The following is an 11,914-nucleotide window of genomic DNA, read 5'->3' on the forward strand; positions in this document are numbered from 1 at the left end:
CATGAAAAAGAGTGTTTGGGGTAAATCATTACTTGGGGCAGCCGCTGTTGTGCTGGGCCTAGGCCTGGCCGCATGTGGCAACTCCTCTTCTGATAAGAGTAGTGATAGTGGCAAAAAAGTGACCATTACTTTCTGGCACGGGATGAATGGCCCGTACCAAAAAGCCTTAAACGGCATTATCAGCGATTTCAACAAGTCCCAGGATAAGTATGTGGTTAAAGGCACAGCGCAAGGCAACTACACGGCCCTGCAGCAAAAGATCATGGCGGCAGCTAAGTCCAAGAAGCTGCCAACGATTGCCCAGACAACCTACACCACCGTTCCTGACTATGTTTCCAACGGTTTCATCACCCCGCTGGATCCATACATGCTCAAAGGCTCTGACAAGCTGAGCCAAAGCAGTTTGGACGATATTTACCCAGCGTTCATCACCAGTTCCAAGTATGAAGGCAAGTACTACTCCATGCCATTTTCCAAGTCAACGCGGATTATGTACTACAACCCAACTTTGATGAAGAAGCTTGGCGTGGACATGCCAAAGAGCTGGGAAGATCTTGAAGCCCTCGGGCCAAAGCTGAAAGCTCAAGGCGTGATGGTTATGGGCTTTGACTCCAGCTTTGATATGGAGCTTGAAGGCTTGGCCCGCCAAGCCGGCAACCCATTTGTTTCCAAGGACCTGAAGGCTAACTTGGACTCCAAGAAGACCCTCAAAGTCACGAACATGATTTACAACATGATTCAAAAAGGCGAAGCTAAGACCGCCGGCGAAGACTTCTATGGCGACAAGAGCTTCACTTCTGGTAAGACGCTGTTCTACTTCGGTTCTTCAGCTGGTATCTCTTCCATGAAGCAAAACGCGCCTAAAGGCTTCACCTGGGGCACCGCACCGCTTCCAACCTACAATGGCAAAAAAGCCACTGAATTGGCCGGCAACGACATTGTGATGTTCAAGTCTGCATCAACCGACGAACAAAAAGGCGCTTGGGCCTTCATGAAGTACCTGACCTCGAAGAAAGAAACCATCAAGTGGGCTGAAGCCACCGGCTATGTGCCGCTGCGTAAGTCTGCCGTTAAGGATGCTTCCTTCCAAGCTTATCTGAAGAAGAACCCAACCTCCAAGGCTGCGGTTGACTCCCTGAGCTTTGGGTTCCAGTCCACGGCGTTCAAGGGCTTCACTGAATACCGTAACGACCTGCTCGATGCTGTCGACAACATGACGACCAAGGGCACCAAGCCTGAAACTGCCATGGCCGACCTGCAGAAGAAGACAGAAGTCATCTTAAAGGATGCCAAATAAGCAACTTGTATTTTTGAACCGTCGCCTCGCGCGGCGGTTTTTTTGATCTCTGCAGTTTCGCGTTTAGACTTGGTCAGTTAGAATAAAGGCAAAGCAATCATGGAGGTGGCGCCCATGCCTAAAACCATTCAGGAAATGCCCTTCAACCAAATCTACCCGCTGTACGTCAACAAAGTGACCCGCAAAGGCCGCACCCAAGCCGAGCTCGACGCTGTGCTCACCTGGCTCACCGGCTATCCTGCAGAGCAACTGGCAACCAGCACGCTCCCATTGAGCGCCTTTTTCGCCCAAGCCACCATGGCAAATACTGCCAACCAAATCACCGGCGTCATTTGCGGCGTGCGGGTGGAAACCATTGAAGACCCCCTGCTGCAGAAAATCCGGCAGATGGATAAAGTCGTTGATGAACTCGCCAAAGGTAAATCAGTCGCAAAAATTGAACGGAAGACCTTGTAAGCCTCCTGACAAGTGAACATCATCTCGTCGCTTATCACCGAAGGACTGCCTTGGAGAAACTGTCATATCAATGTAGTCTCTGCGGCGTTAACGATCAAACCTGCTGGCTCTGCGTATGAGTCTGAATGCTATGTAGGTCAGACCAACCGGAGCAGGCATGGGCTCAGTGGTGAAATTGTTCTTAGCCAGTGAATTTCTGGCTTAGAACAAGCCGCGACTTTGAGACTCGGGCTTCGAGGCTCAAAGCGCTGGCCACCACGTTCCAGCCCATGTCTGCGGAGGCTGGCCTGACCGAACCGGGCAGCTAGTGTAGTTGCACTCAGCATGGGCCTGATGACTTTTCCCGCTTTCAGGCGTACAATAATGAACTACGCTAATTTAGGAGGCTAATATGACTGAAATCAGGTTTTTGAATGGACTGCAAACCATCGGCGGGAATATCGTTGAGTTCTCGCAAGGCACCAGCCGGGTCATCATGGACTTTGGGGTGGCGGCAGATTTAACCGACGAGACGCCGGCTTCGGCCATCGCCAATGGTAAATTACCGAATGTCCCAGAATTATTTGGCTTGGCTGAGGATCACTTTGAGCATGAGGCGATTTTCATTTCGCATCTGCACATCGATCACATGGGCGCCTTGCAGTATCTAACCAAAGACATCCCCATTTACCTGTCCGCACCGAGTTTCAAGTTATATCAGACCTTGATTCAGTTGGGCATTGAAGCGCCAGTGCCAAACCTGCATCCGCTTGCGTTTGAACAGCCGCTGACGATGGGTACTTTTACGGTTGAAGGCTTTGCCTCCGACCATGACGAACCTGGGGTGATGGCCCTGCTGGTGGGCGATGGTCAGCACTTCTATGCGCACTCCGGCGATGTTCGGCTCAATGGCCCGCATCGGGAGCGGGTCGATCACTGGGCGCAGGTGTTCCATGACAAGGGGCTTTCGATGTTGATGCTGGAAGGCACGACTTTTTCCTTCGATACCCCGGCCCCAGTGGAGGATCAAGCGCACCCGAGCGCCCCACTAACCGAGGCCACCATGCAAGCAAAACTGGCCGCCTTGCTCAAGACCTCCTCGCAGTTGGTAGTCATTAACCCTTACATTCGCAACTACGAACGGCTGGCGGCCATTCAACAAACCGCTCACGAAGCCGGCCGGGTCATGGTGTGGGAACAGCCTGAAGCCATGGTGCTAACGGCGATGACCGGTGAGCAGCCTGACGCTGTGATCGGCCAGACTGTGACCTTAACCGACCTCAGGGCCAACCCAAGCCATTATCTGTGGCAAAACGCCTTTGATCACCTGGATCAATTATCCGGGCTGCCAGTTTCCGCCTACGTGCACACGAATGGTGAACCGCTGGGTGATTATGATCCTCGTTTCAACCAGCTCAAACAGTTCCTCGCCGACCATGCCATCCCGCTCCATTTCCTCTCCTGCTCAGGCCACGCGCTGCGAGAAGATCTCGTGACGCTAGCGCAAATGGTTGCGCCTAAGGTCATTGTGCCATGGCATAGTTTCCATCCTGAGCGTGAAGCCGCGGTACTCGATGAACAAACCAGAGCCGAAATTCTTTTGCCGGAAAAAGACCTTTACTACACTTTGGACGAACCTGACCAAGACTAGACAATATTAATGTTTTTCTGAAAACCCCATTAACCAACTCATCTGTCAATGTGACAAGTTGTTGATTAATGGGGATTTTTTGAGCTTTTTGCTTACATTTGGCACGTCAAAACGCGTAAGCTAGAGATGTTATCTTTGGCATAGGAGGTCAAACATGCTCGAAAAACAATTCTATGATCAACTCTTCGCCCATTCCTTCAACATCCCGCTCACCGTCGATTACGGCGAGCAGCAGAAGCAGTACGGCGAAGGCAAAAGCCAACTCACCATTCACATGCACAAGCTCATTCCAGTGAAGGACCTGCTAAAAAACGCCTCCCTGGCGCTGGGTGAAGCCTACATGCGCGGCGATATCGAAGTGACCGGTGGCGGTCCTTTCGCCTTGCAGCGCCTGTTAACGGCGGCTTATGAAAGCAGCGGCAGCTTTATGCGCAATCCGAAGTTGATGCGCTTCATCCCCAAACAATCGCATTCTGAAAAAAAGAGCAAGCAAGACATCCAAGCGCATTACGACCTAGGCAACGACTTCTATAAACTGTGGTTGGACAAAACCATGACCTATTCTTGCGCCTACTTCGACGACTGGGATCAGGACCTCACTTCCGCTCAGCAAAACAAAGTCGACCACATTCTGCGCAAGCTCGACCCCCAGCCCGACCGGCGCCTGCTGGATATCGGTTGCGGCTGGGGCACTTTGATGCTCACTGCCGCCAAGCGTTACCACGTCAACGTCACGGGCATCACGTTATCGCAGGAACAGTATGATTTCGTCACTGCCCGCATCAATGAACTTGGTTTGCAGGACCATGCGCGGGTGCTCCTACGGGACTACCGCGAACTCGATGACGGGCCTTATGACTATGTCACCTCAGTCGGCATGTTCGAACATGTCGGCAAGGAAAACCTGGGCCTTTACTTCCAAGACGTGGCCAAGCTCATGGCCCCCAATGGCTCAGCTTTGATTCACGGCATCACCCGGCAACAAGGCGGCGCCAATAACGCCTGGCTGAACAAGTACATTTTCCCTGGTGGCTACATTCCCGGCCTCAGCGAAAACATTGACCACGTCATCGCCGCCGGCTTGCAAGTTTCCGATTTGGAGCCGCTGCGCCGCCACTATCAGCGCACCCTGGAGCTGTGGGACACCAACTTCAACGCCAAGCGCAATGTCATCCAAAAGCAGTTCGGCTTCGATTTCACCCGCATGTGGGATCTTTACTTACAAGCGGCCGCCGCGTCGTTTGAATCCGGCAACATTGACGTCATGCAGTTTCTCGTCACCAAAGCCCCGTCCGGCACTGGGCTGCCGCTAACGCGGGATTATATTTACAGCTAAATGCAAACAAGCTGATTCGCTTACCGCGAGTCAGCTTGTTTTTGATTCGGCACCGCCAGGCAAAAAAAGCCGCCTCCGAGGAAGCGACTAGGTTAATATCGTTCTTTCATCGCGCGGGCAATGTCACGTTTTTGGTCCTTTTGCTTCAGACTTTCGCGCTTATCATACAACTTTTTCCCTTGGGCGACGCCGACCAGCACTTTGGCATAGCCGTGCTTCAGGTACATCTTCAGTGGCACCGCGGTCAGGCCTTGCTGCGTCAAAGCCTCTAGCAGCTTGCGAATTTCCTTCTTGTGCAGCAGGAGCTTACGATTACGTAGCGGATCCACGTTGAACTGATTGCCCTCTTTGTAGGGGCTAATGTGGACGTTGACCAGCCAAGCTTCGTCATTGGTAATGCGAACGAAGCCGTCACGCAAGTTGGTTTTGCCATCCCGAACCGATTTGATTTCGGTGCCGGTCAGGGCAATCCCCGCCTCATAGGTATCTAAAATGTTGTAGTCGTGCCGGGCTTTTTTGTTCTGCGCCAGCACATTGTCCGCCTTGGGTTTCATCTTTTTGGCCATTGGTTCACCTTCTTTGGTTAACTAATGTTTGCGACCTTGATTGTGGGACCGCACTTGGTTACCGATGGAATTGCGGAACGGCTTGGCCTGGCCAGTGGGGCGCTTAGCATTATGGCGCTTGCCCCGCTCCGTCGGCTGATGGTCGTTCTTCGGGCCGCGGTTATTGTCGCGGCGCGGCGCCCGACTCGGCTGTTTCGGCACCTCAAGGTCAGTGGTAGGCGTGTTGTCACTTGGCACCAAGGAAAAATCAACTTGGCGCTGTTCAACATCGACATTTTCCAACTTCACCCGCACGGTTTGACCAATGCGGAAAATGTGGTGCGTCCGTTCGCCAATCAAGGCCATTTGGCTTTCGAGGAAGCCATAGTAATCGTCGGTCATGCGGCTAATGTGCACGAGTCCTTCCACCGTGTTCGGCAGGGCCACGAACATCCCAAAGCCGGCCACACCGGAAACCACGCCGTCGAATTCTTCACCGACTTTATCAGCCATGAATTCGGCTTTCTTCAGGTCATCTACGGCGCGTTCGGCATCGATACTGTGCCGTTCGCGGGTCGAGGCTTGAACCGCGATGTCAGGCAGCTTTTCGGCCCACTTGGTTTGCACGGCATCATCGGTGCCTTGGGTCGCGTAGGTCCGAATCAGGCGGTGCACAATCAGGTCAGGATACCGCCGAATCGGACTGGTGAAGTGGCAGTAATACTTAGCCGCAATCCCAAAGTGACCGAGCGGTTCGTCTGAGTACCGGGCCTGCTTAAGGCTCCGCAACATCTTGACGTTGACCATCATCTCTTCTGGGGTGCCTGAGACCTCCGTGTTGACGTTTTGGAGCATCTTCGGGGTGATTGGCTGGCCTTTTTTAATCGGCACGTGCAGGCCAAAGGTGGCCATGAAATCGATGAAGTCCTTGATGCGATCTTCATCTGGAGTTTCGTGCACCCGGTACAAAAATGGCAGATGCTGGCGGTTGTAATGTTCCGCCACGGTTTCGTTCGCCTGCAGCATGAAGCTTTCAATCATGCGTTCGGAAATGCCGCGTTCCCGCAGCACAATATCGGTTGGGTGGCCTTCGTCATCAACAATGATTTTGGCTTCATTTTCTTCGAAGTCAATGGCCCCACGGTGATGGCGCATCGCATAGAGAATCTTGTGCATTTCGGCCATCAGTTCGAGCATGGGCACCAAGTCGCCGTATTCAGCCCGCGCCTCCGCATCTCCTGCCAGCACTTGGTTCACTTTGTTGTAAGTCAGCCGGCCGTGAGAACGAATGACGGACTGATAGATTTCATGGTTGACGACATGGCCTGCCGGATCGATTTCCATATCGCAGGACATCGCCAACCGATCGACATCAGGGTTGAGTGAGCAAATCCCGTTGGACAACCGGAAGGGCAGCATCGGAATGACGCGGTCAACTAAGTACGTGGAAGTGCCACGCTTGTAGGTTTCCTTATCCAGCGCTGAGCCTTCCGTGACGTAATAGGACACGTCAGCAATGTGAACCCCCAGGTGGAAGTTCCCGTTCGGCAAACGCCAGGCCACGACCGCGTCATCAAAGTCCTTACTATCGTCGCCATCAATCGTGACCACCGGTTGGTCCGTGATATCACGGCGGCCCAGCCGGTCTTCGGCGGTGACGTGATCAGGCGTGTCATTGGCCTGTTTCATCGCATCGTCAGGGTAATCGACATAAATGTCATTGGCCAGCACCAAGGACATCACATCGACGCCTGGGGTGTTTTTGTTGCCCAAGTTTTGGACCAACAAGCCCACCATACTGCCAGGCCGCTCCTGACTCGGATACTCGGTGATTTCGGCCATGATCATGTCGCCAAGCTCTGGGACGGTGCCATTGTCCTTGATGAAAATGGGGTACCGGGCGAGCTTCTTTTCGTGGCTGGTGACCGTGCCGATAAACCCAGTGCGGGCATGCTCGCCATCAGATAGCGGGGCATACTCTCCGACCAGGCGGGTATTCTTATGTTCAACGATGCGGGTGACCGCCGCTTCTGGGCCGCGGGAATCACCAGGCCGCGCTTGGCGCACAATCGTCACTTCAACGGTATCGCCATCCAGCGCAAACTTCGTGTTCGGCGGCGCGATAAACATGTCGTTATCTTGGCCTTCCACGGCGACAAAGCCGAAGCCCTTTTCGTTGCCATGAAAAACCCCAATCAATTGCTGAGGTTTGCCGCCTAACATGTAGCGGGATTCATCATTTTGGTGAATCAAATCATCGTTTTCTAGTCCGCTCAGCGCCTGCACCAAAAGTTTAAAGTCCTGGGCGTCGGTGAGTTTCAACGCGCGATTCAGTGATTGGACAGAAAATCCGATTTTGGGATTCCGCCGAAAAGTCGCGAGTAGTTCATTACGCAAGTGGCCGACTGTGGTCATAATTGTCCCTCATATTCTTTCATTAAAAATTGTTCAATATCATGTTCAAGCTGGTGATGTGCCGCATTGACAGTCAGCACATGATCAGCGGCATAACCCTTAAAGGTCACCGGCGCTTGTTTCAGCGCCGCCTGCAAAGCGATGGTGCGCTGCGGATCGATCATCGTATCCTGCAGCGCAGCGGCGATGAAAACCGGTTTGGTCAAGCCCGCCAGCAACGGCTGGGTACCAGCATTAAACTGTTCAATCGCAACCAGCTGCTGGGTTAACGCCGCTTGTTCCGCCGCAGTTGGCGAAAGGGGCAGGTGCTGACGGCGCCGCATCGCTTTAAACCAGCGCCAAAAATTAACCGGCACGTTGCTGGCACCAGACATCACTGGACTGGCAATGACGCCGCCTAACGTCACCTGAGGCATCACCGCAAGCGCCCGCATGGCAAAAATACCGCCAAGCGAAAGCCCGAAAACGGCCACCTGCTCGGTTTGATTAGCCATTGCCGCCACTGTCGCTTCAACTTGGTCCCACCAAATCAAAGGCGACTGCCGCAGCAGCTCATCCGGGTCATTGTTTTCATGCCCGGCAAATACCGGTGCCACCACGGGATAGCCTTGGCGGTTCAACGCATGCGCCAGCAGATTGATATCCGCCGGCCCGCCGGTATACGCATGGAGCAGCACCACCCCGAGGGCGTTAGCGCCAGGTAAGTGTAAGGCTGCTTTCATGCCCTCACCTCCAAAAAAAGGCCCCTGTTCACCAGGAGACCTTCGTTAGTGGGCGCCAATATACACTAAGACGAGCGAAAAGGCGAAGAATAAAACGCCGAGGACCACGGTGACTTTTTCCATAAAAGCTTCGAAGCCTCGCGATTTTTGTTTGCCGAACAAGTCGGTGGCGCCACCAGATAAGGCGCTCAACGCATCTTGCTGTTTGCTTGGTTGCATCAAGGTCGCAATCACAATCAGAATTGAATCGATGATGAGTAAGGTTGTAAATAAACTCTGCAAGTTTTTCCCTCCCTTGCATAAAGTTACTAGCACTAGGTTATCACAAACGACCCGTCAAGGCTAGTCATCACAAGGAAAAACGCCGAGTCGCCACCGCTATTCTTGACCGGATTTTTCCTCTTGGGTGGAAAGTTTGGCCGCCAATTTTTCAATCTGCTGGCGGACCTGCGCCCGCTTTTGACTGTCGGTCAACAGCACCAAGGTGTCCCCGGCATGAATCACGGTATCGCCATGCGGAATAATCGTGTTTTCTCCGCGGCGAATCGACATCAACAGCGTCTGCTTGGGCCAGGCAAAATCACGCACCTGCATTCCCTCCAGCACACCGCCTTCATAAATCGGTAGCTCGAGGCGATCCATGCGATGAATTGATTCGATTTGCTTGGGTACCGTCATTCGGCGCAGCAAGGATTCGTAAATCGGCGCCCCGCCCAGCAAATCAACCACCAGATAGGCGACCAGCGACAGCACCGCCATCGCCATCAAATTGGTTAAGTTACCGACCATTTCGGTGATGAGTAAAATGGCGGTGAAAGGGGCTTTCCCAATCCCAGCGAAATACCCCGCCATGGCAAAGATGATCAGATTCATGACATACTCTTGCGGCAATAGCCCCACATTGGCCATGAACACGGCGTATACCGCCCCAATCACCGCCCCCAAGGACAGAATCGGCAAGAAGATCCCGCCTGGCAGGCCGGAGCCATAGGACACCATCGAGAAAATGAACCGCACGGCGAAAATGGCAACCAAAATGCCCAGCGCCGGAATGGCATGGTTAAAGCCAGTGATGAGACCGTTGCCCCCGCCCAAAATATTCGGGGCGACCACCCCAATGGGAATCACCAGCAAAAACGGCACTAGGCCTTGATACGCCCGCGGAATCTTAGTGAACCGATACAGCTTAGGCATCGCCAGCAGGACCTGCTGGTATAAAAAGCCCAGTAGCCCCAGCACGACGCCTAACAGCAGCAGATGCCAATACAGCGCCAGCGGCAGCGGCCGATCATACACCAAATGGAGCACCGGCACTTCGCCAAACACATTCAGTGAGATGAAGTTCGCCCCCACCGCGCTGGCCAAACTGGTGAGCCAAACCAGCGGACTGAAATTGTGATACACCTCTTCCAGCACGAACATCGTGCCCGCTATCGGCGCATTAAATGCCGCCGCTAAGCCGCCAGCCGCACCGGCCGCGATCATGATGCGCCGATCACTGCCGCTGCGCTTGAAGCCATGGGCCACGCCTTGTCCGACTGCCGCGCCCAGCTGAATTGAAGGCCCTTCACGCCCCAGAAACAGCCCGGGACCGATACTCAAAACCCCAGCCACAAACTTCTTCCAGAGAATCGACCACCAGTTGAAGTCCATTTCCCCGGCTAGCTGGCCTTCAACTTGGGGAATCCCAGAACCAGCAATATTCGGCTCGCTTTTCAGTAGCCGCGCGACAATGACGCCCAGCAGAATGCTCGCCAGCCCAATCAGTAGCAGTTTGCCACTGGTCGGTTGGCGATAAAGCTGCTGCATCAGCTGCAAAATATGTTCAATCGCCCAACGAAACGTGGCCACCACGCCGCCGGTCAGCACCCCGACCAGCAGGCCAAAGCCCACAAAGCGCAGGCGTGTGGGATCTAAATGTTGACGTATTGCCTCAAGCACAACCTAACCTCCCCAACTCTGTTTCCTTGCTTAGTATACACCGGTGCTCACCCGCAAAAAAAGCTTCACCTCGCCGCCGCGAATCAAAGCCTCTTATGCGTTTTGATGCCGCAGCGAGGGTTCTGTGAACCACAGCATGGCAAAATTAATCAGCAGTAGCAAAGCCGTGGTGATGAACACCACATTGTAATCGAACAACCCGGCCAGCGTCCCACCAAGCAGCGCGCCAAACATGTTCCCCAGCGCCTGGAAGGACTGGTTCCAGGAAAAAATCGCACTGGTGGCGCTGGAAGGCGAGTTTTTGGTAAGCAGTGTTTGAATGGTTGGGAATAAAGCCCCATCGGAGATGCCGACCAAAAACCGTAACCCACCTAGGACCACCACTGAGGTGACAAAGCCTTGCGGCAGGTAAACCAGCACCGCAAACAAGTACCCTGCCACCAACACGCGGCCTGAGCCATGGCGGTCGCCGTAAGCCCCCAGCCGCGGGGCCGACAGAATGTTAGAAATCCCAGGCAGCGCCGCGATGATGCCGGCCACCAAAGCATACAGGCCCTGGCTATGCATCAGTTCCTTGACGTACAAACTGATGATGGGCGCGATTGAGGCATTCCCCAACTGCACAAACATCGTGGACAGGAGGAGCACAATAATCAACCGCGGATCGCGGAACTGACCAAGCAAACCGGCCAAACCACTTTTCCCATCTTTTTTGTGTTCCACTGGCACAAACGCCTCAGTGACAAATAAACCCGAAATAATACCCGCCAGCAGCAGCAAACCCGCCGTGATAAAGAAGGTCACGCGAATCGACACCAGCTGGGCCAAAACGCCGCCAATCACCGGCCCCATCAGCATGCCGGAAGTCGAGCCGGTGACCAAGGTGCCTAGGGCTTTGCCGGCATTTTTACGTGGCGCCTGCGAGGCAATCAGCGCCTGGGCATTAGACACGAAGCCCGAAAACAACCCCTGGAGCGCCCGCAAGGCAATGAGCTGCCAGACATTGGTGACTAGGCCCATCAAAAACATCGCCACCGCCATGCCGAGACTGGCCCGAATCAGCATGATTTTCCGGCCTTTGCGGTCCGCCAAGGCGCCCCAAATTGGCGACACAATCGCCGTCACAAAGAAGGTCGCCGCATAGACCACCCCTGAGTAAAAGGAAATCTGATTTTTGGTAAAATCCCCCAATTGGGCAACGTATAGGGACATAAATGGCGTAATTTCTGAAAACGCGATTCCCGCCACAAACGTGCAGCCCCACAAAACAGAGAGGTTCCGCCGCCAAGGGCTCTGCTCCCGTTGCTTTTCGTCCACGATCTTTCCGCCTTTCTGAAAACACTAGTCTCTTAAGCATGGACGAAAATTGTGAATTTTTTGTGAATTTTTGGGTTTTGGGCCTGAAAGGCGGCCTGCTAGCCCACAAAAACTGACTAACATTAGTGGTGAACCATGATTCGACGGAATCGTGGTCCACCACTTTTTCGTTTCTGTAAAAGTGGTAGCGAAGTTGACATGTCGTAGGGCTTTTTGGCGCTTGACGCCGCAACAAAAAACGGCAACTTCACTTGA

10 protein-coding genes are annotated in these 11,914 nt (G+C 53.7%); 4 read left to right on the forward strand and 6 right to left on the reverse strand.

From position 1 onward, the window contains the following. Window position 1 precedes the first annotated feature (1 nt). From JUF11_RS09425 to JUF11_RS09440, 4 genes are all read left to right on the forward strand, one after another. Window positions 2-1,297: an ABC transporter substrate-binding protein gene (locus tag JUF11_RS09425; protein WP_204119379.1), complete on the forward strand. Its 1,296-nt coding sequence runs from the start codon at window positions 2-4 to the stop codon at window positions 1,295-1,297. A gap of 114 nt (window positions 1,298-1,411) precedes the next feature. After that, window positions 1,412-1,753: a DUF2200 family protein gene (locus JUF11_RS09430; protein WP_204119380.1), complete on the forward strand. Its 342-nt coding sequence runs from the start codon at window positions 1,412-1,414 to the stop codon at window positions 1,751-1,753. A gap of 391 nt (window positions 1,754-2,144) precedes the next feature. Continuing rightward, window positions 2,145-3,383 carry an MBL fold metallo-hydrolase gene (locus JUF11_RS09435; protein WP_204119381.1) on the forward strand — a complete coding sequence of 413 codons (1,239 nt, stop codon included), beginning with the start codon at window positions 2,145-2,147 and terminating at the stop codon, window positions 3,381-3,383. Window positions 3,384-3,537: 154 nt separating this feature from the next. Next, window positions 3,538-4,719 (forward strand): SAM-dependent methyltransferase, encoded by a 1,182-nt coding sequence (locus JUF11_RS09440; protein ID WP_204119382.1) that lies wholly within the window; start codon window positions 3,538-3,540, stop codon window positions 4,717-4,719. A gap of 92 nt (window positions 4,720-4,811) precedes the next feature. Here the strand turns inward: JUF11_RS09440 and smpB are convergent, their stop codons facing one another. The 6 genes from smpB to JUF11_RS09470 all read right to left on the reverse strand — a co-directional run bounded on the left by smpB (window position 4,812) and on the right by JUF11_RS09470 (window position 11,659). After that, window positions 4,812-5,285 carry an SsrA-binding protein SmpB gene (gene smpB / locus JUF11_RS09445; protein ID WP_125580918.1) on the reverse strand — a complete coding sequence of 158 codons (474 nt, stop codon included), beginning with the start codon at window positions 5,283-5,285 and terminating at the stop codon, window positions 4,812-4,814. Window positions 5,286-5,306: 21 nt separating this feature from the next. After that, entirely contained in the window at window positions 5,307-7,679 is a 2,373-nt protein-coding gene (gene rnr, locus JUF11_RS09450) for a ribonuclease R (RefSeq protein WP_204119383.1), read from the reverse strand. Then, on the reverse strand, window positions 7,676-8,401 hold the full coding sequence (locus JUF11_RS09455) for an alpha/beta hydrolase (RefSeq protein WP_204119384.1): 726 nt from the start codon (window positions 8,399-8,401) through the stop codon (window positions 7,676-7,678). Before JUF11_RS09455 ends, rnr begins: the two co-directional genes overlap by 4 nt. Before the next feature lie 45 nt (window positions 8,402-8,446). After that, window positions 8,447-8,683: a preprotein translocase subunit SecG gene (gene secG / locus JUF11_RS09460; RefSeq protein ID WP_125580924.1), complete on the reverse strand. Its 237-nt coding sequence runs from the start codon at window positions 8,681-8,683 to the stop codon at window positions 8,447-8,449. Window positions 8,684-8,779: 96 nt separating this feature from the next. After that, window positions 8,780-10,342, reverse strand: coding sequence for a ClC family H(+)/Cl(-) exchange transporter (locus JUF11_RS09465; RefSeq protein ID WP_204119385.1), 1,563 nt, complete (start codon window positions 10,340-10,342; stop codon window positions 8,780-8,782). Between the two features lie 93 nt (window positions 10,343-10,435). Beyond that, window positions 10,436-11,659 (reverse strand): MFS transporter, encoded by a 1,224-nt coding sequence (locus JUF11_RS09470; protein WP_204119386.1) that lies wholly within the window; start codon window positions 11,657-11,659, stop codon window positions 10,436-10,438. Window positions 11,660-11,914 lie beyond the last annotated feature (255 nt).

The organism is Lacticaseibacillus suilingensis, assembly GCF_016861845.1.
In the GTDB taxonomy this organism is placed as follows: Bacteria; Bacillota; Bacilli; order Lactobacillales; family Lactobacillaceae; genus Lacticaseibacillus; species Lacticaseibacillus suilingensis.

Coding starts and splice junctions, on each gene's coding strand:
- JUF11_RS09425 (WP_204119379.1), top strand. CDS start 2: ATGAAAAAGAGTGTTTGGGGTAAATCATTACTTGGGGCAGCCGCTGTT.
- JUF11_RS09430 (WP_204119380.1), top strand. CDS start 1,412: ATGCCTAAAACCATTCAGGAAATGCCCTTCAACCAAATCTACCCGCTG.
- JUF11_RS09435 (WP_204119381.1), top strand. CDS start 2,145: ATGACTGAAATCAGGTTTTTGAATGGACTGCAAACCATCGGCGGGAAT.
- JUF11_RS09440 (WP_204119382.1), top strand. CDS start 3,538: ATGCTCGAAAAACAATTCTATGATCAACTCTTCGCCCATTCCTTCAAC.
- smpB (WP_125580918.1), bottom strand. CDS start 5,285: ATGGCCAAAAAGATGAAACCCAAGGCGGACAATGTGCTGGCGCAGAAC.
- rnr (WP_204119383.1), bottom strand. CDS start 7,679: ATGACCACAGTCGGCCACTTGCGTAATGAACTACTCGCGACTTTTCGG.
- JUF11_RS09455 (WP_204119384.1), bottom strand. CDS start 8,401: ATGAAAGCAGCCTTACACTTACCTGGCGCTAACGCCCTCGGGGTGGTG.